Origin of the sequence: Acidovorax sp. SRB_14 (assembly GCF_012932145.1) — a bacterium.
In the GTDB taxonomy this organism is placed as follows: domain Bacteria; phylum Pseudomonadota; class Gammaproteobacteria; order Burkholderiales; family Burkholderiaceae_C; genus Simplicispira.
In genome coordinates this window covers 1-21,507 of sequence record NZ_MWOK01000026.1, presented here as the reverse complement: position 1 = coordinate 21,507, position 21,507 = coordinate 1, and the positions used below count along the sequence as shown (strand labels likewise).

The window sequence follows — 21,507 nt, the reverse complement described above, 5'->3', positions numbered from 1 at the left end:
AGGCCGCCGCGGCACGGGAAAAACGAAACACGAAGCAGGGGCATGGGTGCCCTCCCTTTCAATAGTAGTTGCCCATCAGCGAGCCCAGCTCGATCAGCAGCAGCACCGCAAACATGCGCGCCAGGCCGCCCAGTTCGGAGTCGGGCTGTGCACCCTGGCCGCTGTCGTACATGCCGGCGGTCATGGGGATCAGCGCCACCGCCATGCTCGAAAACAGCGTCTTGAGCGTGAACACCAGCGTGACCGCGGGCGTAAACACCTGGCCAAAGACGCGCGTGTAGCTCGGCAGGCCGGCGGCGTTGAAACCATAGACGCTGAGGTACACCATGACCAGCGCCACCACGCACGACAGCGCGGCCAGCGTGATGCTGGCAAACACGCCTGCCACCACGCGTGGCAGCAGTTCGGTGCGCATCGGGTCGCCGCCGGCGCGGCGCAACGCGGCAAAGTGGCCCGACTGGCGCAGCAGTGCCAGTTGCGAGCCGCTCGGAATGGTGCAGCGCATGGCCACGAACAGCGTGGCCGTGAGCGGGATGAGCTCGAGCACCAGCACGCGGATCAGCATTTCCATCGCGTAGCGCGAGAGCCCATAGCTCAGCGCCGCCACCACCACGATGCGCGTGACGACCACGCACAGCAGCGCCGCCAGCACCGTGAAGCCCATCAGCACCGGCGCGGTGTCCGTGTAGAGGTGGCGCGCCAGCGTGCGGCGCGACGCGCGCCCATAGCTCGACGGCGACAGCACCATCACCAGCACCACGGCGCCCAGGTAGACGATGCGCGCCCAGGCCAGCGCCCAGCGCTGCGCGGCGCGCCACAGGCGCTCGGGCAGGGAGAGGGCGGGCAGGCGGGTCAGCATGGGCGCATCATACTGAATATCCATGAAAACCGGCCCCTGCGCTTGCCTGTCATACGCTGACAGCTATTGTTTTCATAGTGAATGGCCTTGCCGATCCCGGCCTTCACACATGGCGTTTGGGCGCGGCACCGCCCGGCAGGCCCCCGGCCTGGGCATCGGCCTGCGCGTGCAGCGCGTCGAGGGTGCGGCAGTGCGCGTCGGCGCCATCGCAGCGGCTGCGCAGCGCGCGCAGGTCGTGCTCGAGCACCTCCAGCTCCTGCAGGCGCGTGCGCACGTGGGCCAGGTGCTCGTCGAGCGTGTGGCAGGCGACGTGGGCGTCGGCCGGCGCGTCGCGGCTCAGCGCCAGCAGCGTGCGCACTTCGTCGAGCGACATGTCCATGGCCCGGCACAGGCGGATGAAGCGCAGCCGGTGCACGTCGGCCTCGCTGTAGAGGCGGTAGCGATTGTCCTCGCGGCTGCCCGGGCTGAGCAGCCCTTCCTTTTCGTAGTAGCGCATGTTGGCCGCCGACACGCCCGAGCGGCGCGCCGCCTCGCCGATGCGCCAGCGCGCGGTATCGGCCAGCGCGGCAGGGACTTGTGCGGACATGGCTTGACCTTCAAGTGGCTTCAAGGATTCCAATCATGGCATGGCGGATCGGAATCCGCCCGCCACCGAAGAAAGACAGAGGAAATCCATGCAGAACCCCACCGCCGCACCCGCACCCGGCGCCGATCGCCATGCGCACCCCCATGGCCAGGCGCACAGCCACCCAACGGGCAGCGCCACCGGAGCGCGCATCGACCTCTCGTGCTGCCCGAGCGACAGGGCCGCCGCGTGCAGTTCCGGCGCCACCGCGCCGCAGGGCGCGCACGGCCACAGCAGCCACGGCGGCCACGACCACAGCGCCCTGCCCGGCTGGGGCCGCATCGGCGCTGCCCTGCTGGCTGCCACCGGCGCCGAGCTGCTGCACCTGGTCGGTCCCGACACACCGCTGTGGCACGGCGCCGGCATGGCGCTGGCGGCGGCGGCCATCCTGCTCGCCGGCCTGGGCGTGTACCAGAGCGGCGTGCGCTCGCTCTGGCGCGGGCAGCTGGGCATCAGCGCGCTGATGGCGGTGGCCGTGACCGGCGCCTTTGCCATCGGCCAGTGGCCCGAAGCCGCCATGGTGATGGCGCTGTACGCGCTGGCCGAGCGCATCGAAGAGCGCGCCGTGGGCCGCGCGCGCCACGCCATCGGCGCGCTGCTGGCGCTCAGCCCCGACCAGGCCGAAATGCAAGGGCCCGATGGCCAGTGGCGCAGCGTGCCGGCCGTGCAGGTGGCCGTGGGCAGCACGGTGCGCGTGCGCCCCGGCGGGCGCGTCCCGCTGGACGGCACCGTGGTGCGCGGGCGCAGCGCAGTCGACGAGTCCAGCGTGACGGGCGAGAGCCTGGCCGTGGACAAGGCCCCCGGCGACCCGCTGTTTGCCGGCACGCTCAATGCCCAGTCCGAGCTGGAGCTGCGTGTGACGGCCGCCGCCGGCCACACCACGCTCGACCGCATCGTCCACGCTGTCGAGCAGGCCCAGGCCGCGCGCGCGCCGACGCAACGACTGGTCGACCGCTTTGCTGCCCGCTACACGCCGGCCATCTTTGCGCTGGCTGCCGGGGTCGCCGTGGGCGCGCCGCTGCTGCTGGGCTGGAGCTGGCTGGACGCGATTTACCGCGCGCTGGTGCTGCTGGTGATTGCCTGCCCGTGCGCGCTGGTGCTGTCCACGCCCGTCACCGTGGTCAGCGGGCTGGCGGCGGCGGCGCGGCGCGGCATCCTCATCAAGGGCGGCGCGCGGCTCGAGCAGGCGCGCGGCATCCGCGCGGTGGCCTTCGACAAGACCGGCACCGTGACCACCGGGCGCCCGGTGCTGGTCGGGCACCAGTTCTTTGGCGGGGGCGCCGCAGACCCCAGCGCCGTGGCCGCTGCGCTGGCGGGGCGCTCCGACCACCCGGTCTCGCAGGCCATCGCGGCCGGTCTGCCCTCGCCCATCTTGCTGCCCGAGGTCCACGGCTTCACCGCCCTGCCGGGCCGCGGCGTGCAGGCACAGATCGCTGGCAGCCTCTGGCAGCTGGGCAACCGGCGGCTGATGGAGGAGCGTGGCCTGTGGAGCGCCGCCGCCGAGGCCGCCGCCAGCGCGCACGAGACCGAGGGCCGCAGTGTCACGCTGCTGGCCGACGCCACGGCCGTGCGCGCGCTGTTTGCCGTGGCCGACACCCTGCGGCCGCAGACCGTGCAGGCCGTGGCCGAACTGCGCGCGCTCGGCATCGTGCCTGCCATGCTCACCGGCGACCATGCGGCGGCAGCGCACGCCGCCGCGCGCGCGGCCGGCATCGAGCACGTGCAGGCCAGCCTGCTGCCCGAGCACAAGCTGGCCGCCATCGCCGCGTTGCAGCAGCAATACGGCATGACGGCCATGGCCGGCGACGGCATCAACGACGCGCTGGCCCTGGCCCAGGCCGACCTCGGCTTTGCCATGGGTGGCGCCGGCACCGACGTGGCGATGGAGACCGCCGATGTCATCCTCATGAAGGACGACCTGCGCCGCGTGGCCGAGACGGTGCGCCTGTCGCGCCGCACGCACGCCGTGCTGCGGCAAAACATCGCGTTCGCGCTGGGCATCAAGCTGGTGTTCCTGGCCCTGGCGCTGGCCGGGCAGGCAACGATGTGGATGGCGGTGTTCGCCGACATGGGCGCCAGCCTCCTCGTGGTGGCCAACGGCCTGCGCATGCTGCGGCCCGAGCGCACGGCAGCGTAAGTTTCGAATGAAAAAGACATCCATCGCTTATGGGACAATCGCCTGAAGCTATCAATTCAAGAGCAACAACGCGGTCGCCTGCGCGCGCGCCTTGATGTGCCTCAAGGCGCAGTCTCGGCGCCATGGTGCAATCCCCCGCGCAGCCGCCCGCTGCCTGCCCCGCTGCCCATGACGACGCCCACCACCCCAACTACCTCCATGGCCCAGACCACCGCGCACAGCCCCACCGAAGACGCCGTGGCGGTGTTCACCGGCGTGCTGCTGATCTCGGTCGGCGTGGCCTTCTACACCAGTGCCGGGCTGCTGACGGGCGGCACCGCGGGGCTGGCGTTTTTGCTGCACTACGCCACGGGCATCGGCTTTGGCAAGATTTTCTTTGCCATCAACCTGCCGTTCTATTGGCTGGCGCTGCGCAAGATGGGCCGCGCGTTCACGCTCAAGACCTTTGTGGCCGTGCTGCTGCTGTCGGTGGTGACCGAGCTGCAGGCGCATTTCTTGCGCTTTGCCGAGCTGCAGCCGCTCTATGCCGCCATCACCGGCGGGCTGATCACGGGCACCGGCTTTCTGGTGCTGTTCCGCCACCGCTGCAGCCTGGGCGGCGTGGGCATCCTGGCGCTGTACCTGCAAAACCGCTACGGATGGCGCGCCGGCAAGGCGCAGATGGGCGTCGACTGCTGCATCGTGCTGCTGGCGCTGTGGACGGTGGAGCCCGTGCGCGTGGCCTGGTCGGTGGCCGGCGCCGTGGCCCTGAACCTGGTGCTGGCCATGAACCACCGGCCCGGCCGCTACATGGCGGTATGACCCGTGCATCTCCCCTGCGCGCCGTGGAACCTTTGCAGACGCCGCCTTATCATTAGCCCATGCGCCGCTTTCTTTCCCTCGCCTTGATGCTCCTACTGGTCCTTCGGGGTCTTATGGGCACCGCCATGGCGGCGGGGATGGTGCCGGCACTGCCGGCCACCAGCCCAACGGTGCATGTGGGGCATGCACTGGCGCAAAGCGCCGCCCCCACCGTCCCAGCGCACGCCGTTTTGCATGCCGGCGCAAGCGATCCCCGTGACAGCACAGCGCAGGCCGCATGCCATGGCTGCGACGTCCTCGCGCACAGCCCCGCCTGCTCAGTTTGCGATATCTGCCACTCGGCCCTGCTGGCGCCGCCCACCCTGGCGGCGCCGCCCACCCACGCTTCGAGCGAAGTGCATCCCACCGCCACCGCCCCGTTCGCCAGCGCGCAGGCCGCGCTCGCCGTCAAGCCACCCATCCTCTGATCTCCGACGCCCGAAGTGCGTCTGCAATAGCCTGAAAGCGCCCCTGCGGCGCTTGGCAGGTCGCAGCGCAATGCCTTGTTCGTTGTCCGGAGATCGCCATGCGCGCCCCTTTACCGTTTTTTCCGCCCCGCCGGCTTGCCGGCCTGGCCCTGCTGGTGCCGTGGCTCGCGCTGGCACAAAGCCTGCCAACCCATGCCCTGGCGGACGCGGCCAACCCCGCCGCACCCACGGCCCCCATTAACTACCGGGGTATCAGTCCCTTGCGAGTTCAAGCGCAGGACTCCGCCCCCCAGGCCTGGCGCGCAGCCAACGAAGCGGTAGGCGCCTTCCCGCGCGGCCACGCCGACATCCTGGTCTGGGAGGCAACGCAGGCCGCAGCGGGCGCCCCGCCCATGCACCCGCAACACGCTGGGGAGAGGCAACCATGAGCGCTTTTCACCGCCTCGCGCTGCTGGCGTCTGCGGCACTCTTGGCCGGTTGCGCCAGCGTTTCGCCCGATGGCTTGCGCGGCGAAGTCCAGGCCCTGGCCGGCAGCCGCACCGGGGGCACCGAGGTCGCCTTGCCCTCGTCCGACCCCACCGCGCGCGCGCAAGCGCAAGACGCCATCCGGGGCTGGCTGGCCCAGCCCCTCACGCAGGACGTGGCCGTGCGCATTGCGCTGCTCAACAACCCGGGCCTGCAAGCCCGGCTGGCCGCGTTGGGCATCGCCGATGCCGAGCGCGTGCAGGCCCTCACGCTGCCCAATCCGCACCTGACGCTGGGACGCTTCACCAACAGTCACGAGCGCGAAATCGAACGCACGCTGGCCTTCAGTCTGCTGGACCTCATCACGCTGCCCTGGCGCACCGCGCGGCAGGCAGAGCATGTGCAGATCGCCACGCTGCAGGCCGCGCAAGGGGTGGTGGCGTTGGCCGCTGACACTCGCCGCGCCTGGCTGCGCGCCGTCGCCGCCGAGCAGGTGGCTGCCACGCACGAGCGCATGGTCGGAGCCGCCGAAGCCGGCGCCGAGTTGGCCCGCCGCATGGTGCGCGTGGGCAACTGGAGCCGCCTGCAGCAGGCGCGCGAACAGGCCGTGCTGCAAGAGGCCAGCGCCCAGCTGGCCCGCGCCCGCCTGGCCGCCGCCACCGAGCGCGAACAGCTCAACCGCCGCATGGGCGTATGGGGGCTGCAAGCGCAGTACCGGCTGGCAGAACAGCTCCCGCCGCTGCCCGCGACCGCATTACCCGCCGACGATATTGAAGCCAGCGCGCTGCGTGAACGGCTCGATGTGCAGGCCGCGCGCCGCGCGCTCGACACCCAGGCCACCCGCCAAGGCTGGAGCCGCGCGGGCGCCGTGTTTGGCGATATTGGCCTGGCCTACAGCCGCAACACCATCACCGAAAGAGCGACGGGCGAGCGCGACGTAAAGCGCGGCTGGGAGCTGGACCTGCCCCTGCCCCTGTTTGACTGGGGCGGCGCCGCACGCACCCGCGCCCAGGCCCAGGTGGAGCAAAGCGCCGCCCAACTGCAAGACACCGCCGTGCGCGCCCGCAGCGAGGTGCGCGCCACCTGGCTCACTTACCGCACCGCGCTCGATCTGGCGCGCCAGCAGCAGGGCGAGGTGGTGCCGCTGCGCCAGCTCATCACCGACGAGACCACCCTGCGCTACAACGGCATGCTGGCCAGCGTGTGGGAGCTGTTGGCCGAGGCGCGCGCCAGCACGCAAGCCGTGGCCAACGCCATCGAGGCCCAGCGCGACTTCTGGCTGGCCGAGACCGATCTGCAGCTCGCGCTTACCGGCACATCGCCGGGCGCCTTGCAAGGTTTGACATCCGGCGCTGCTGCCACTTCATCCCCACAAGGCCACTGACATGAACCGCCGCAATTTCTTTTCCGGCGCAGCCGCCGCCGTGGCCGCTGCCTCCGTCAGCCGCGTGGCCCTGGCCGCGCTGCCCGAGCCCGCCCTCCAGTCCAGCGCCGACACCGCCCCACCCTTGGTGCCGCACACCGGCCGGCCCTACCACCCCGTGGTCACCCTGAACGGCTGGACGGCACCCTGGCGCATGCACCAGAACGTCAAGGAATTCCACCTGGTGGCCGAGCCCGTGGTGCGCGAGGTGGCGCCCGGCTTCATGGTCAACATGTGGGGCTACAACGGGCAGAGCCCGGGCCCGACCATCGAGGTGGTCGAAGGCGACCGGGTGCGCATCTTCGTCACCAACCGCCTGCCCGAGCACACCAGCGTGCACTGGCACGGCCAGCGCCTGCCCAACGGCATGGACGGCGTGGCGGGGCTGACCCAGCCGCACATTCCGCCGGGCAAGACCTTCGTCTACGAGTTCACGGCGCGCCGCCCAGGCACCTTCATGTACCACCCGCATGCCGACGAGATGGTGCAACTGGCCATGGGCATGATGGGCTTGTGGATCACGCACCCCAAGGGCAAGCATCCGCTGATCGCCGAAGTGCAGCGTGACTATGCCTTCCTGCTGTCTGCCTACGATGTGGAGCCCGGCAGCCTGACGCCCAAGGTCAACACCATGACGGACTTCAACACCTGGACCTTCAACAGCCGGGTGTTCCCCGCGATCAGCCCGCTGGTGGCGCGCCAGGGCGAGCGGGTGCGCATCCGCGTGGGCAACCTGACCATGACCAACCACCCCATCCACATCCATGGCCACGAGTTCGAGGTGACGGGCACCGACGGCGGCCCCGTGCCCCAAAGCGCGCGCTGGCCCGAAGTGACCACCGACGTGGCCGTGGGCCAGATGCGGCAAGTCGAGCTGATTGCCGACGAACTGGGCGACTGGGCGCTGCACTGCCACAAGAGCCACCACACCATGGGCGCCATGGGCCACGCCGTGCCCACCATGATCGGCGTGGACCACCGCGGCCTGGTCGGCAAAATCCAGAAAATCGTGCCCGACTACATGGTGATGGGCGAGCGCGGCATGGCCGACATGGGTGCCATGGAAATGCCCCTGCCCGACAACACCTTCCCGATGATGACCGGCACCGGCCCCTTTAGCCCGCTGGAGATGGGCGGCATGTTCACCGCGCTCAAGGTGCGCAAGGGGCTGGCTGCGGACGACTACCGCGATCCGGGCGATTTTCAGCACCCGCCGGGCACGCAGCCCTATGAATGGCAGGGCGCACCCGCGCAGCTGCCCGAAGCCCCGCGCAGCCAACCCGCAGCCACCGCCCCCGGCGCCACCACGGTGCGCAAACCCACCGCCGGCACCCATTCCCATTGACGATTTTTGTTCCAGGAGAAACCCTGAAAACTATTAAATTCATAGCTTCTTGCGCTTTACTGGTAAGCGCTGGAGCCACTTTTGGCCATGAAGGCGCAACCCATGCCCCAGCCCACGCGGCCGAGCCCGCCGAAGAGCAAACCGCCTGGGGCATTGCCGGCGACGCTGCTGCCGTGCAGCGCACCATCACGCTGCGCATGACCGACGCCATGCGCTTTGAGCCCAACCACATCGAAGTGCGCGAGGGCGACACCGTGCGCCTGCGCGTCGAGAACCAGGGCCGACTGATGCACGAGATCGTGCTCGGCACCCAGGCCGACCTCGACGTCCACGCCGAGATGATGCGCAAGCACCCCGGCATGGAGCACGACGCGCCCTCGATGGCGCACGTGGCCCCCGGCAAGCAGGGGGACATCGTCTGGCAGTTCAACCGCCCCGGCAATTTCGACTTCGCCTGCCTTATCGAAGGCCATTACCAGGCTGGCATGACCGGAACCATCACCGTGCGGCCCCGCGCCCGCTGACCCGCACATCCCCCATCCACGCTATTCACCCAAGGACACCACCATGCAGACACCCCACGCTTTCACCACCCTGGCAGCCCCGCACAGCGGCCTCGCCCGCCGCCGCCTGCTCACGACCCTTCCCCTGCTGGCCGCAGCCCTGGCCGCGCCGCGCCTGGTGCGCGCGGCCACCGGCACCTCCACCGCCGTCGAGGTCTGGAAAGACCCCAGCTGCGGCTGCTGCAAAGACTGGGTGGAGCATATGCAGGCCAATGGCTTCAAGGTCACCGTGCACGACACCGGCAACAACGCCGTGCGCAGCCGCCTGGGCCTGCCGCAAAAACTCGGCTCCTGCCACACCGCGCTGGTCGGCGGCTACCTGCTCGAGGGCCATGTGCCCGCCAGCGACGTGCGCGCCCTGCTGCAGCAAAAGCCCAAGGCGCTCGGCCTGGCCGTCCCCGGCATGCCCGTGGGCTCGCCCGGCATGGACGGCGCGGTGTACGGCAACCGCCGCGACCCCTACGATGTGCTGCTGGTCGCGCGCGATGGCAGCACCCGCGTCTTCAAGAGCTACAACCAGAAGGCCGCGTCATGAAAGCACTCGCCCCTGCCCTCATCGCCCTGCTGCTGGCCGGCGCGCTGGGCCCAGCCCTGGCGCAGGCCCCAGCCTCGGCGGACGACCACGACAGCCACCACTCCGCCGCGGCCCCTCCTGCGCCGGCCCCTCCTGCGCCGGCCCCTCCTGCGCCGGCCCCTCCTGCGCCGGCCCCACAGCGCGCACAGAGCAGCGCGTCTGCAGACCAGAGTGAGCTGAGCGAAGGCGAAATCACCCGCTGGGACCCACGCACGCTCAAGGTCACACTGCGCCACGGCGAAATCAAGAACCTCGGCATGCCGCCCATGACCATGGTGTTCCGCGTGAACGACGCCAGCATGCTTGCGTCGTTCCAGCCCGGCGACAAGGTGCGCTTCCACGTCGAACGGCAAAGTGGCGGGTACTTCATCACCCGCATGGAAGCCGCACGCTAAGGACACCCACCGGCACATCCAGCCAGAAAGTCCCGCATGAACCCGCCCAATGCAGCCACCCCAGGCCACCCACATGGCCCTTCGCACCATGGCCACGGCCCACAGCACCCGTCGGCGCAGGCCCCGACGATCCCCGGCAACATCTACACCTGCCCCATGCACCCGGAGGTGCGGCAAGACCACCCCGGCCATTGCCCTCAATGCCATATGACACTGCAGCCGGAAGGCTCCGGGCAGGGGCATGCACATGCACATCCACATGAACCGGGTCACGCCCCGCCTGTGCCCGAGCACGCATCTGGAGCAGCACCAGTGAACGCTCCAGCCGGCGACCACGCGGTCTACACCTGCCCCATGCACCCGGAGATCCGGCAGGACCACCCCGGCAATTGCCCCAAGTGCGGCATGACGCTGGAGCCGCTGATTCCCGAACTGACCGAGGAAGAAAATCCCGAACTGGTGGACTTTCAGCGCCGCTTCTGGTGGACGCTGCCGCTCACCTTGGTGGTCACCTTTCTGGCGATGTTCGGCCACCGGCTGGGCTGGTTCGACATGGCCGTGCAAAGCTGGATCGAGCTGGTACTTACGCTGCCGATTGCGCTGTGGGCCGGCTGGCCGTTTCTGGTGCGCGGTGTGCAGTCGGTGGTGAACCGCAGCCCCAACATGTGGACGCTGATCGGCCTGGGTACCAGCGCGGCCTTTGCCTACAGCGTGGTGGCCACGGTGGCGCCCCAGGTGTTCCCCGACTCGTTCATCTCCATGGGGCGGGTGGCGGTGTATTTCGAGGCGGCAGCGGTGATCATCTCGCTGACCTTGCTGGGGCAGATCCTGGAGCTGAAGGCGCGCTCGCAGACCTCGGCCGCCATCAAGTCGCTGCTCGGCCTGGCGCCCAAGACGGCGCGCCGCATCGCGCCCGATGGCAGCGAAGAAGACATTCCGCTGGCCCATGTGCATGTGGGCGACCGGCTGCGCGTGCGCCCCGGCGAGAAGGTGCCGGTAGACGGCGTGGTCGAGGAAGGCAGCAGCGCGCTCGATGAATCCATGCTGACCGGCGAGCCGTTGCCGGTGACCAAGCGCGTGGGCGACAAGCTCATCGGCGCGACGCTCAACACCAGCGGCGCGCTGGTCATGCGCTCGGAGCATGTCGGCTCGGCCACCGTGCTGTCGCAGATCGTGCAGATGGTGGCGCAGGCCCAGCGTTCGCGTGCACCCATGCAGCGCATGGCCGACACCGTGGCCGGCTACTTTGTGGTGGCGGTGGTGGCAGCGGCGCTGTTGACGTTTTTCGGCTGGGGGCTATTCGGCCCGCAGCCGAGCTGGGTGTATGGCCTGATCAATGCCGTGGCGGTGCTCATCATCGCCTGCCCCTGCGCGCTGGGCCTGGCCACGCCCATGTCGATCATGGTCGCCACCGGTCGCGGCGCCACCCGCGGTGTACTGTTCCGTGATGCGGCGGCCATCGAGAACCTGCGCCAGATCGACACCCTCATCGTCGACAAGACCGGCACCCTGACCGAAGGCCGGCCGGCCTTCGAGCGCGCGGTGGCCGCAGCGGGCTTTGCGGACGACGACGTGCTGCGCCTGGCCGCCAGCCTGGACCAGGGCAGCGAACACCCGCTGGCGGCGGCCATCGTCAATGCGGCGCGTGAGCGTGGCCTGGCGCTGACCGCAGCCGAGCAGTTCGACTCCGCCTCCGGCATCGGCGTGCGCGGCAACGTCGCCGGGCAGGCACTGGCGCTGGGCAACACGGTGCTAATGCAGCAAACCGGCGTGGACGTGGCACCGCTGGCCACGCAGGCCGAGGCCTTGCGCAGCCAGGGCGCCAGCGTGATGCACCTGGCGGTAAACGGCCGACTGGCCGGCCTGCTGGCGGTGTCCGACCCCGTCAAGGCCAGCACGCCCGAAGCCCTGGCCAGCCTGCGCGCCGCCGGCCTGCGCGTGGTGATGGCCACGGGCGACGGGCTGACCACTGCGCGCGCTGTGGGCCAGCGGCTGGGCATTGACGAGGTGCATGGCGAGGTCAAACCGGCCGACAAGCTGGCACTGGTCGAGCGCCTGCAGAAAGAAGGCCGCAACGTTGCCATGGTCGGCGACGGCATCAACGACGCGCCTGCGCTGGCGCGCGCCGATGTCGGCATCGCCATGGGTACCGGCACCGATGTGGCCATGAACAGCGCGCAGGTCACCCTCGTCAAGGGCGACCTGCGCGGCATCGCCACGGCACGCGCGCTATCGGTGGCCACCGTGGGCAACATGAAGCAGAACCTGGCCTTCGCCTTCGCCTACAACGCGCTGGGCATCCCGCTGGCGGCGGGCCTGCTGTACCCATTCACCGGCTGGCTGCTGTCGCCCATGATTGCGGCGCTGGCGATGAGCCTGAGCTCGGTCTCAGTGATCAGCAACGCCTTGCGGCTGCGCAACAGCAAGCTCTGAATGGCGAGCGCGCCGGGCCACGGGATCCCGGCGCCGCAATCGCCCGCCATGCATGCACCTTCTCCCGCCGGCGCCCCCGGCAGCAGCACCCGCGTGGCGGGCATTGAGGTCGGCCACTTTCACTGAGCACCGCCATCCCACGGACTGCCGTGTTGTCATGGCGTTCGAGGGCGCCATGGACATGTGCGGCGCGACAACCGGGACAAGCGAAACCGATCTGTTGGCACCCTGCAATCACCCGCCGAGGGCAATCCGGCGCCAGTAACTTTGGTGCGCCTTGCCAGCGCGGCGATGCCCAAACGCACCGATAAAGCGTGGCTGCAAATAGAGCCAGAAACGCGTGCCTGGCTCTTTTGCCGCGAAAGCTGCTGCAGCACACCGGGGAGAGATGCATGGCCCGGGATCACGCCGCCTGGGCTGCGTGATACCTGACGCAAAAGGGGTGCTGGTGTCGATGACGTTTACTGCAGGAAGCCGGGCTTGGCATAGCCCGCGAACTTGGTGTCCACCACGGCCTTGAATTCCTGCGAACGGAAGGCAGCCTCCAGATCCTTGGCCCACTGCGTGTTCCTGTCCTTGGTCTTCACGGCAGCGATGTTCAGGTAGTGCTCGGGGGTCTTTTCCAGCAACACAGCTTCCTGCAGCTTCAGACCGGAGGAAATGGCGAAGTTGCCATTGATGATGGCGAACTGCGTGTCGTCCAGCGCGCGGGGCAGGTGGGCTGCGTCCAGCGGCACCAGCTTGATTTTCTTGGGGTTAAAGGCCAGGTCCAGTTCCGACACGCGCAGCGGGTTCACACCCTCTTTGAGCTTCACCAGCCCCGCCTGCTGCAGCAGCAAGATGCCACGCGCCAGGTTGCTGGGGTCGTTGGGCAGGGCCACACGGTCCCCCTCCTTCAACTCGGCCAGGCTCTTGCGTTGCTTGGAGTACACGCCCATCGGTGCGATGGGGCCCTGCACCAGCGCCGACAGATCCAGCTTGCGATCGCCCTTGAACTGGTTGAAGTACACCTCGTGCTGGAAGAAATTGGCATCCAGCGAGCCATCGGCCAGTGCCAGGTTGGGCTGCACATAGTCGTTGAATTCGACCAGCTTGACCTTGTAGCCCTTTTTCTGCAGCAGCGGCACGATGCCGGCCTGCAGCTGGTCGATGTTGGAGCCGGCGGTGCCGCCAATCACGATCTGCTGCTTGCCAGCGTCCTGGGCGATGGCCGTTGCTGGCAAACCGAATGAGGTTGCGGTGATGGCTGCGATGGAAGCGGCCATGGCCAGCACGGAGCGGCGGGTCTTGAAGCGATCGGTCATGGGTGTCTATCTCCGGGTGCACAACTGGCACCTGCGTTCTCTGTGAATGTGAATCGGCGGCACGCCCCCTCTGCAGCTGGCTGGCCACGGGGTACATGTCGACGCGTACGGTGCGGCGCCAGCTCTTGCGGTACCAACGGGACGTAGTATGAAAAGAACACCTCATACACACAACAAATATAAAAACGAATGCTTATGTGATTTCATTTATTTAAGCCATGTCGCGACGAATCCCTGCTCACCGCCCATCTGAAAACTTGTGACAGCTGCTGCCACAGGCCGCCCTGCCACGCCCTGGATAATGGACGCGTTATGCCATTTGACACACACAACCCGTCGGTCGGCGCGATCACCGATGTGGACGGAATCGAGGTCGGCCACCACACCGACGCGCGCCGCCCCACCGGCTGCAGCGTGGTCATCGCACGCGAGGGTGCCGTCGCCGGCGTGGACGTGCGCGGCGCCGCACCCGGCACGCGCGAGACCGATCTGCTGGCACCCGGCAACCTGGTGAGCAGCGTGCATGCGATCATGCTGGCCGGCGGTAGCGCCTGGGGTCTCGACGCCGCCACAGGCGCCATGCGCTGGCTGGAAGAGCAGGGTGTGGGTCTGGACGTGGGCGTGGGCCGCCTGCCGCTGGTGCCCGCTGCCGTGCTGTTCGACCTGCATGTGGGCGACATGACCATCCGTCCGGATGCGGCCGCTGGCTACGCTGCCTGCGCCGCCGCCACGCGGCAGCCGCCGGTCGAGGGCAATGTGGGCGCAGGCGCCGGGGCGGTAGTGGGCAAGATGTTCGGCATGCAGCACGCCATGAAGGGCGGACTGGGCACCGCGTCGGTGCGCGTGGGCGATGTGACCGTGGGCGCCCTCATCGCCTGCAATGCCGTGGGCGACGTGGTCGACCCGGATACTGGCCTGCCCCTGGCGGGAGCCCGCACGGTGGATGGACTGGCGCTGCGCGACACGCGCCGCGCCCTGCTGCGCGGCGAGCCGCCCCATCCGATACTGGCCGGCAGCAATACCACCATTGGCGTGATCGCCACAAATGCACTGCTCTCCAAGGTGCAGGCCCAGCGCCTGGCCATGGCCGGTCATGACGGGCTGGCGCGCAGCATCAATCCCGTACACACCATGAGCGACGGTGACACGCTGTTCGCCCTGGCCACCGGCCGAGCGGCGCATCACCCCGGCATGCTGGTGCTGGCCACCATGGCCGCCGAGGCGACGGCGCGCGCCACGCTGCGCGCGGTGCAGGCCGCGCGGAGCCTCACGACGCACGAAGGCCTGCACCTGCCCTGCATGGCCGATCTGGCCTGAAGGCCCAGCCCATGCCCCAGGCCTTTCGCAACACGCTGCTGTCGCTGCGCGACCTGCTGATCTCCGCCGGCCCCCTCGCCTTTCTCGCCGTCGGCCTGCTGGCGCTGGCCTATGCGTGGCTCAAGCCCACGCCGCCCAAGCAGGTGACGCTGGCGACCGGCCCGGCGCAAAGTGCCTATGAAGAGTTTGGCAAGCGCTACCAGAAGGCGCTGGCGGCCGATGGCATCCGCGTCGTGCTGCTGCCCAGCGAAGGCTCGTCGGCCAACCTGCAGCTGCTGCGCGAGGGCCGCGCGGACCTGGCCTTCGTGCAAGGCGGCACGGCCGAGCTGCAGGCCAGCGACCGGGAAGGGCTGTCCTCGCTGGGCAGCCTGTTCGTCGAGCCGCTGTGGCTGTTCTACCGCGAGGACGCCGCGCGCCAGCGCAACCGCTCGGGGCGCCTGGACGCCCTGCCCCAGCTGCGCGGCCTGCGCGTGAACGTCGGAACGGCCGGCAGCGGTGTGCCCACGCTGGTCGAAAAACTGCTCGCTGCCAACCGCATCGCGCCCACCGACCTCCGGCTCTCGCAGCTCGGGCAGACGCCGGCCACGGTGGGTTTCCTCGCCGGCAAGCTCGATGTGCTGGTGTTTGCCTCGGCGCCCGAGGCACCGATGGTGCAGATGCTGCTGCAAACGCCCGGCGTGCAACTGATGGACTTTCCGCAGCACGAAGCCTATGGCCGCCGCTTTGCGTTCCTGAGCCCCGTCACGCTGCCGCGCGGCGTGGTCGACCTGGCGGGCGATGTGCCGCCCGCCGACGTGAGGTTGGTGGCGTCCACCACCGCGCTGCTGGCGCAGGGCGGCACGCACCCGGCCCTGCTGCAGCTGTTTGCCCAGGCCGGCCAGGCGCTGCACAGCGGGGCCGGCTGGTTCAACCGGGCCCGCGAGTTTCCGAACACGCGCCTCAGCGAGCTGCCGATGGCCCCCGAGGCCGACCGCGCGATCAACGAGCCGGTGCCGCTGCTGCAGCGCTACCTGCCGTTCTGGATCGCCAACCTGATCGAGCGCATGTGGCTGGTACTGGGCATCTTGCTCGCCGCCCTGCTGCCGCTCTCGCGCATCGTGCCGCCGCTCTACCAGTTTCGCGTGCGCTCGCGCGTGTTCCGTTGGTACGGGCGGCTGCGCGAGATCGAAACCGACATGGAATCGGGCCAGCTGCCCATGGCGGCGCTGTCGCAGGCGCTGGACCAGCTCGAAGCGCAGGTGGAAAAAGTGAGCGTGCCGCTGTCATATGCCGACGAGCTGTATGCGCTGCGCAACCACATCCAGCTGGTGCGCCAGCGGCTTCCTCCGGCGTGAGCCGGGCCGCGTCAGCGGCTGTGGGGCGGCTTGCGCACGGGCGCTGAGGCCGCACCTCCCTCAGTGGCACGCGCCATCGGGGGCGCAGGGACCACGCGCAGGGCCCCTTGCGCCGCCAGCTTGTCACGCATGCGCCGCGTCATCGACTGGGTGCTTCCGTCCGGGGCCGTGAACAGGAACAGCGTGTGCTGCGGACTGGTCCAGGTCAGTTGCGTGCGCACCGTGCGGCGGTTGCTGAGCAGCTCCACCCAGGTGCCCACAGTGAACTCGACCTCCACTTCGGGCGGCGCCGGCGCGGTGGCCGTCTTCGGGGGCACGGGCTCTGCAGCGTGCTGCGCGGGCACAGACGGCATGGTCTCAACAGCGGCCAGCGCCCTTTGGTGCAGACCGGTCAAGCGCTCCAGAAAGGCGCGGGCCAGGTCTTCGGGGTGCCCGATCGACTGCAGTCCGGTGCGCAGCGTGGCCACCAGGTGCGGCATGGCCTCAATCAACCGCGCGGGATCGGTGCACGCCAGCGCGGGCTGGGCGCTCCAGAAAAGTTCGGGCACCAACGCGAGGTAGCCCCCCGGATCGCCATCGGCAGCCTCAGGCCCCTCCAACTGTGCCAGCGCCACCACATCCGCCCACGGTCCGGCCACGAAGTCCAAGACATCGGCAGGGACCTGTTCGGCACCGGACAGCGTGCGGATGTCGGCGGCGATCCGCCCCACCAGCGCTTCGCGCTGCTGCGCCTGCCACCGCTGCTGCGCCTCTCCCTCGTGCCGCGCCTGGAGTTCGTGCGCCTGCGCATCCCAGGCGGCTTGCAACGCGCCGAGCCCGGACTCGAAGGAGGCGGCGTTGACGACCTCGAGGCGGCACAACGGCTCCACCCGTTCATGGACGGTGCGCATGAAGCCAGCAAAGCCGGGCGCCTCCGGTGAGGCGAATGCCAGGCTGCGCTGCGTCAACTCATCGAGCAGGCGGCGTGCGGGGTGCAGGCTGTCGGAAAAGAAACGGGGGTCGTGCCGCACCAGCTTGCGGATCGCCGGCTCCAGGCTTTGCACGGCACGCTGCACGGCTGGCAGCAGGCGCGCATCCTGCGCCAGGTTCTCGACCATGCGCGCAACCACCTCGGCGGCGCGCCCTGGGGAATCGATGGAACTGCCAGAAGAAATATTCTGGCTGCCCAGCGCAGCCCCCAGGGGCCGCGCGCCAGACAGGGGGGCGCCCTGGGCCAAGCGCCCGACCAGCCGCTCCAGCTGCGCCATGTCGTGCAAGGCCTCGGCCGCAGCCGCTGGCAGCGGGCCACCGGCCCGTTCAGTGTGCGTTGGGACTCCTGCTACCTGGGGCTCGGCCCATGCGGGGTGCAGCCCTGGGGTCGGTGCCTCCACTGCATATGCGCTGCCGTGCAGCGCAGCGTACGGATCGCCGCCGGCCAACAACTGGCGCAGGATGCCTACGGTGAGCCAGGCCTCTTCGGTCTCTGCGGTCAACGTCCCCACTGCGGGGTCGCCCATCCAGCCGGCGCCCTCCCCACCGCGCGCGTATCCCGACGGTGCCCCGTATGCCATGCCCTGGCTGTGGTGGCCACTGTCGGCATAGGCACTCGCGTAGCCCGAATACCCCGAACGCACGCCGGGCACAAGCGCCACGCCGTAGCCCACGGGCTCGACGCCCTGCCCGCGCAGCGCCTGGGCAGCGCGTTGGTAGGCGCCGACGAGCTGTGGCCCGAGCAACTCGCCCAAATGCTGCATCCACAGGTCCCGCACCGGCGCGGGCGCACCGGTCTCGGTCACCACCCGTTGCAGCGCACGGATGTAGTTTTCCGGGCGCAAGGGGTTGCGCTCGGGCTGCACGCGCTGCAGGCCCTGGGCGGCGCTGACGAGGGCGTTGAGTTCTGCCAGCGCCGCATCGGTGGCATGCAGCGCCCGCTGCTGCGCGCGCGAGAGCTCGACCTGGGCCTGGACCTCGGCGTCGTCCACCAGGGCCAGTTCGCCAAAATCCATGCCGGTAGGGTCGGTCTGCCGGGGCCGCGCGGCAGCAGGCCCTTCGGCAAAAACTTCCAGCAAGGCCATCGGATAGGCCTTGAGCAGCGCAGCCTCGTGCTGGCCCAGCAGGCGCAGCGCGTCGCTGGCCAGGTTGCGCTGCGCAATGCCGCGCGTGCCCGATTCCTGGCCGGCCAACGCCCCACGCGTGGCCTCGATGAGTTGCGCCATCACCGCCTCGCCCTCGCGCACGGCGGTGACGACACAGGCCCGAAAGACCGTTCTCAAGCGGGATGGAGGCACTGGCATGGCGAAGCGATCCCCGGCGGGTGGCGTTGGATCGCCGATGCTACTTGAGCGCCTTGAACCGCATGCGGTGCGGCCGAGCCCCCTCTTCGCCCAGGCGCTTTTTCTTGTCGGCTTCGTATTCCTGGTAGTTGCCGTCGAAGAATGTCCACTGGCTGTCGCCCTCGGCGGCCAGGATGTGCGTGGCGATGCGGTCGAGGAACCAGCGGTCGTGGCTGATGACCAGCACGCTACCGGCAAATTCCAGCAGCGCATCTTCCAGGGCACGCAGGGTTTCCACGTCCAGGTCGTTGGACGGCTCGTCCAGCAGCAGCACGTTGCCACCGGCAATCAAGGTCTTGGCCAGGTGCAGGCGCCCGCGCTCGCCGCCCGAGAGCATGCCGACCTTTTTCTGCTGGTCGGCGCCGTTGAAGTTGAATCGTCCGCAGTACGCGCGGCTGGCCATCTGGAACTTGCCGACGTTGAGGATGTCGAGCCCGCCCGAGACATCTTCCCAGACGGTCTTTTCGTTGGCCAGCACGTCGCGGTGCTGGTCGACAAAGGCCATGTTCACGGTCGAGCCGACGATGACCTCACCACTGTCGGGCTGCTCCTTGCCAGCCAGCAGCTTGAACAGCGTCGACTTGCCGGCACCGTTCGGACCGATGATGCCGACGATGGCGCCGGCCGGAATGTTGAAACTCAGGTTGTCGATCAGCATGCGGTCGCCAAACGACTTGCTGACGTTCTTGAACTCGAACACCTGGTTGCCCAGGCGATCGGCCACAGGGATGAAGATTTCCTGCGTTTCGTTGCGCTTCTGGTATTCGAAGTCGCTCAGCTCTTCAAAGCGGGCCAGGCGCGATTTGCTCTTGGCCTGGCGCGCCTTGGGGTTCTGGCGCGACCATTCAAGTTCCTTCTTCAGGGCCTTGGCGTGGGCCTCTTCGCTCTTTTGCTCCTGTGCCAGGCGGTCGCCCTTCTGCTCCAGCCAGGTGCTGTAATTGCCCTTCCATGGAATGCCGCGACCGCGGTCCATCTCCAGTATCCACTCGGCGGCGTTGTCGAGGAAGTAGCGGTCGTGGGTGATGGCCACCACGGTGCCGGTAAAGCGCTTGAGGAACACTTCCAGCCACTCGACCGACTCGGCGTCCAGGTGGTTGGTGGGCTCGTCGAGCAGCAGCATGTCGGGCTTGGACAACAGCAGACGGCACAGTGCCACGCGGCGCTTCTCGCCACCGGAAAGCAGGCCGATCTTGGCGTCCCACGGCGGCAGGCGCAGTGCATCGGCCGCGATTTCGAGCTGGTGCTCAGAGTCGGTGCCGGCGGTGGCAATGATGGCTTCAAGCTGGGCCTGTTCGGCAGCCAGCGCGTCAAAGTCGGCGTCTTCGGCGCCGTAGGCGATGTAGACCTCTTCCAGGCGTGCCTTGGCGGCAAAGACCGCGCCCATCGACTCTTCGACCGATTCGCGCACCGTGTGCTCGTCATTGAGCTTGGGTTCCTGCTCCAGATAGCCAATGGTCAGCCCCGGCATCGGCAGCGCTTCGCCCTCGAACTCCTTGTCGACCCCGGCCATGATCTTGAGCAAGGTGGACTTGCCCGAGCCGTTCAGGCCCAGCACGCCAATCTTGGCGCCAGGAAAAAACGAGAGCGAAATGTCTTTCAAGAGCTGCCGCTTGGGCGGCACGGTCTTGCTGACACGGTTCATGGAATAAACGTATTGGGCCATCGGAAGTAGTCACACCTGCAAAAAGAAGGCAGAGGATTCTGCAAACAAACCCCGATTATCGACTCATGCGACAATAACCGCTGTTGCGCACTCCAGTTGTGCGCAATACAGCTCTCTGCTGGGGACGATGCAAACCTTCATTGCGGGCTCCCTCATTTGAACCAGATCAGCCTGACACTGGCTCGGCAACCCCACACGGGCTGCCCCGACAGGCCGATACCCAGCGCCCGGATGGACGCGTTTCTTACATGACATTTGACGAACTGAACCTGGCCCCAGCCATCATGAAAGCCGTGCGCGAGCAAGGCTATGAACACCCCACGCCCATCCAGGCACAGGCCATTCCGGCCGTGCTGGCCGGCCAAGACCTGCTGGCTGGCGCCCAGACCGGCACCGGCAAGACGGCCGCCTTCACGCTGCCGCTGCTGCACCGCCTGTCGCTCGAAGCAGCCCCAAAGAGCAAGTTTGGCGGCAAGGGCGTGCGCGCCCTGGTGCTGACGCCCACGCGTGAACTCGCCGCACAGGTGGAAGAGTCGGTGCGACAGTACGGCAAATACCTCGACCTGAACTCCACCGTGGTGTTCGGCGGCGTGGGCATGAACCCGCAGATCGACCGCATCAAGCGCGGCGTGGACATCCTGGTGGCCACGCCCGGCCGCCTGCTCGACCTGCAGCAGCAGGGTTTCCTGGACCTGTCCACCGTGGAAGTGCTGGTGCTCGACGAAGCCGACCGCATGCTCGACATGGGCTTCATCCACGACGTGAAAAAGATCCTCGCGCTGGTGCCCAAGGACAAGCAGAGCCTGCTGTTCTCGGCCACCTTCAGCGACGAGATCCGCGACCTGGCCGCGACCCTGCTCAAGAACCCGCAGAGCATCCAGGTCACGCCCAGCAACACCACGGTGCAACGCATCACCCAGGTGATCCACCCGGTAGGCCGCGGCAAGAAAAAGCAGGTGCTGCTGCACATCATCCAGGAGCACAACTGGAGCCAGGTGCTGGTGTTCACGCGCACCAAGTTCGGCGCCAACAACGTGGCCGAATTCCTGACCAAGAACGGCGTCAGCGCCATGGCGCTGCACGGCAACAAGAGCCAGAGCGCCCGCACGCAGGCGCTGGCCGGCTTCAAGAGCGGCGACGTGCGCGCCCTGGTGGCCACCGACATTGCCGCGCGCGGCATCGACATCGACGAGCTGCCACACGTCGTCAACTACGAAATCCCCAACGTCTCCGAAGACTACGTGCACCGCATCGGCCGCACCGGCCGCGCGGGCGCCAGCGGCGAGGCCGTGAGCCTGGTCTGCATGGACGAGGAAGGCTTCATGATGGACATCGAACGCTTCACCAAGCAAACGATTCCGGTGCAGGTCATCGACGGCTTCGGCCCCGACGAGGGCGAGAAGGCCGAGCCCATCGCCATGGGCCGCCAGACCATCTGGGGCGGTGCCGGCAAACCGCCGAGCCGCGACGTGATGCAGGCCGCAGCCAAG

At 68.6% G+C, this 21,507-nt stretch carries 18 protein-coding genes; 13 read left to right on the top strand and 5 right to left on the bottom strand.

Annotation, left to right across the window (positions count from 1 at the left end; all coding sequences use genetic code 11):
• Positions 1–58: 58 nt before the first annotated feature.
• A complete protein-coding gene (locus B2J86_RS15645) occupies positions 59–859 on the bottom strand; it encodes an ABC transporter permease (RefSeq protein WP_169169424.1) in 801 nt (266 codons plus the stop codon).
• 103 nt (positions 860–962) lie between these two features.
• Positions 963–1,445, bottom strand: a complete 483-nt coding sequence (locus tag B2J86_RS15640) for a Cd(II)/Pb(II)-responsive transcriptional regulator (RefSeq protein ID WP_169169407.1) — start codon at positions 1,443–1,445, stop codon at positions 963–965.
• Positions 1,446–1,533: 88 nt separating this feature from the next.
• On the opposite strand from B2J86_RS15640, the gene B2J86_RS15635 reads away from it, so the two are divergent.
• The 10 genes from B2J86_RS15635 (at position 1,534) to B2J86_RS15590 (ending at position 12,087) form a co-directional block, all read left to right on the top strand.
• Positions 1,534–3,621 (top strand): cation-translocating P-type ATPase, encoded by a 2,088-nt coding sequence (locus B2J86_RS15635; protein WP_173026060.1) that lies wholly within the window; start codon positions 1,534–1,536, stop codon positions 3,619–3,621.
• Between the two features lie 168 nt (positions 3,622–3,789).
• Positions 3,790–4,422, top strand: coding sequence for a YitT family protein (locus B2J86_RS15630; RefSeq protein ID WP_173026059.1), 633 nt, complete (start codon positions 3,790–3,792; stop codon positions 4,420–4,422).
• Positions 4,423–4,481: 59 nt separating this feature from the next.
• Complete coding sequence (locus tag B2J86_RS15625) at positions 4,482–4,889, top strand: hypothetical protein (RefSeq protein ID WP_169636248.1); 408 nt, start codon at positions 4,482–4,484, stop codon at positions 4,887–4,889.
• Positions 4,890–4,987: 98 nt separating this feature from the next.
• Entirely contained in the window at positions 4,988–5,317 is a 330-nt protein-coding gene (locus B2J86_RS15620; RefSeq protein ID WP_173026058.1) for a hypothetical protein, read from the top strand.
• Positions 5,314–6,738, top strand: coding sequence for a TolC family protein (locus B2J86_RS15615; RefSeq protein ID WP_173026057.1), 1,425 nt, complete (start codon positions 5,314–5,316; stop codon positions 6,736–6,738). The genes B2J86_RS15620 and B2J86_RS15615 overlap by 4 nt, the downstream gene beginning before the upstream one ends.
• A 1-nt stretch (position 6,739) precedes the next feature.
• Positions 6,740–8,122, top strand: coding sequence for a multicopper oxidase family protein (locus B2J86_RS15610; RefSeq protein ID WP_173026056.1), 1,383 nt, complete (start codon positions 6,740–6,742; stop codon positions 8,120–8,122).
• Between the two features lie 23 nt (positions 8,123–8,145).
• Positions 8,146–8,646 (top strand): cupredoxin domain-containing protein, encoded by a 501-nt coding sequence (locus tag B2J86_RS15605; protein ID WP_254068158.1) that lies wholly within the window; start codon positions 8,146–8,148, stop codon positions 8,644–8,646.
• A gap of 43 nt (positions 8,647–8,689) precedes the next feature.
• Entirely contained in the window at positions 8,690–9,220 is a 531-nt protein-coding gene (locus B2J86_RS15600) for a DUF411 domain-containing protein (RefSeq protein WP_169169414.1), read from the top strand.
• On the top strand, positions 9,217–9,654 hold the full coding sequence (locus B2J86_RS15595) for a copper-binding protein (RefSeq protein ID WP_173026054.1): 438 nt from the start codon (positions 9,217–9,219) through the stop codon (positions 9,652–9,654). Before B2J86_RS15600 ends, B2J86_RS15595 begins: the two co-directional genes overlap by 4 nt.
• Before the next feature lie 36 nt (positions 9,655–9,690).
• Entirely contained in the window at positions 9,691–12,087 is a 2,397-nt protein-coding gene (locus tag B2J86_RS15590) for a copper-translocating P-type ATPase (protein WP_173026053.1), read from the top strand.
• A gap of 461 nt (positions 12,088–12,548) precedes the next feature.
• Here B2J86_RS15590 and B2J86_RS15585 read toward each other — a convergent pair whose 3' ends face one another.
• Positions 12,549–13,391 (bottom strand): MetQ/NlpA family ABC transporter substrate-binding protein, encoded by an 843-nt coding sequence (locus B2J86_RS15585; protein ID WP_169169417.1) that lies wholly within the window; start codon positions 13,389–13,391, stop codon positions 12,549–12,551.
• Between the two features lie 312 nt (positions 13,392–13,703).
• On the opposite strand from B2J86_RS15585, the gene B2J86_RS15580 reads away from it, so the two are divergent.
• A complete protein-coding gene (locus B2J86_RS15580) occupies positions 13,704–14,708 on the top strand; it encodes a P1 family peptidase (RefSeq protein ID WP_169169418.1) in 1,005 nt (334 codons plus the stop codon).
• A gap of 11 nt (positions 14,709–14,719) precedes the next feature.
• Positions 14,720–16,042: a TAXI family TRAP transporter solute-binding subunit gene (locus B2J86_RS15575; RefSeq protein ID WP_169169419.1), complete on the top strand. Its 1,323-nt coding sequence runs from the start codon at positions 14,720–14,722 to the stop codon at positions 16,040–16,042.
• An 11-nt stretch (positions 16,043–16,053) separates the two neighbouring features.
• Here the strand turns inward: B2J86_RS15575 and B2J86_RS15570 are convergent, their stop codons facing one another.
• Positions 16,054–18,294: a DUF1631 family protein gene (locus B2J86_RS15570; protein ID WP_254068150.1), complete on the bottom strand. Its 2,241-nt coding sequence runs from the start codon at positions 18,292–18,294 to the stop codon at positions 16,054–16,056.
• 61 nt (positions 18,295–18,355) lie between these two features.
• Complete coding sequence (gene ettA, locus B2J86_RS15565) at positions 18,356–20,017, bottom strand: energy-dependent translational throttle protein EttA (RefSeq protein ID WP_169169421.1); 1,662 nt, start codon at positions 20,015–20,017, stop codon at positions 18,356–18,358.
• Between the two features lie 248 nt (positions 20,018–20,265).
• On the opposite strand from ettA, the gene B2J86_RS15560 reads away from it, so the two are divergent.
• On the top strand, positions 20,266–21,507 hold a 1,242-nt coding region (locus tag B2J86_RS15560; protein ID WP_173026051.1), incomplete at its 3' end, for a DEAD/DEAH box helicase.

What these genes read in the sequence shown, in the direction of transcription:
- B2J86_RS15645 (WP_169169424.1), bottom strand. Translation starts at nt 859, where the DNA reads ATGCTGACCCGCCTGCCCGCCCTCTCCCTGCCCGAGCGCCTGTGGCGC.
- B2J86_RS15575 (WP_169169419.1), top strand. Translation starts at nt 14,720, where the DNA reads ATGCCCCAGGCCTTTCGCAACACGCTGCTGTCGCTGCGCGACCTGCTG.
- B2J86_RS15625 (WP_169636248.1), top strand. Translation starts at nt 4,482, where the DNA reads ATGCGCCGCTTTCTTTCCCTCGCCTTGATGCTCCTACTGGTCCTTCGG.
- B2J86_RS15580 (WP_169169418.1), top strand. Translation starts at nt 13,704, where the DNA reads ATGCCATTTGACACACACAACCCGTCGGTCGGCGCGATCACCGATGTG.
- B2J86_RS15600 (WP_169169414.1), top strand. Translation starts at nt 8,690, where the DNA reads ATGCAGACACCCCACGCTTTCACCACCCTGGCAGCCCCGCACAGCGGC.
- B2J86_RS15595 (WP_173026054.1), top strand. Translation starts at nt 9,217, where the DNA reads ATGAAAGCACTCGCCCCTGCCCTCATCGCCCTGCTGCTGGCCGGCGCG.
- ettA (WP_169169421.1), bottom strand. Translation starts at nt 20,017, where the DNA reads ATGGCCCAATACGTTTATTCCATGAACCGTGTCAGCAAGACCGTGCCG.
- B2J86_RS15620 (WP_173026058.1), top strand. Translation starts at nt 4,988, where the DNA reads ATGCGCGCCCCTTTACCGTTTTTTCCGCCCCGCCGGCTTGCCGGCCTG.
- B2J86_RS15615 (WP_173026057.1), top strand. Translation starts at nt 5,314, where the DNA reads ATGAGCGCTTTTCACCGCCTCGCGCTGCTGGCGTCTGCGGCACTCTTG.
- B2J86_RS15640 (WP_169169407.1), bottom strand. Translation starts at nt 1,445, where the DNA reads ATGTCCGCACAAGTCCCTGCCGCGCTGGCCGATACCGCGCGCTGGCGC.
- B2J86_RS15630 (WP_173026059.1), top strand. Translation starts at nt 3,790, where the DNA reads ATGACGACGCCCACCACCCCAACTACCTCCATGGCCCAGACCACCGCG.
- B2J86_RS15590 (WP_173026053.1), top strand. Translation starts at nt 9,691, where the DNA reads ATGAACCCGCCCAATGCAGCCACCCCAGGCCACCCACATGGCCCTTCG.
- B2J86_RS15635 (WP_173026060.1), top strand. Translation starts at nt 1,534, where the DNA reads ATGCAGAACCCCACCGCCGCACCCGCACCCGGCGCCGATCGCCATGCG.
- B2J86_RS15610 (WP_173026056.1), top strand. Translation starts at nt 6,740, where the DNA reads ATGAACCGCCGCAATTTCTTTTCCGGCGCAGCCGCCGCCGTGGCCGCT.
- B2J86_RS15585 (WP_169169417.1), bottom strand. Translation starts at nt 13,391, where the DNA reads ATGACCGATCGCTTCAAGACCCGCCGCTCCGTGCTGGCCATGGCCGCT.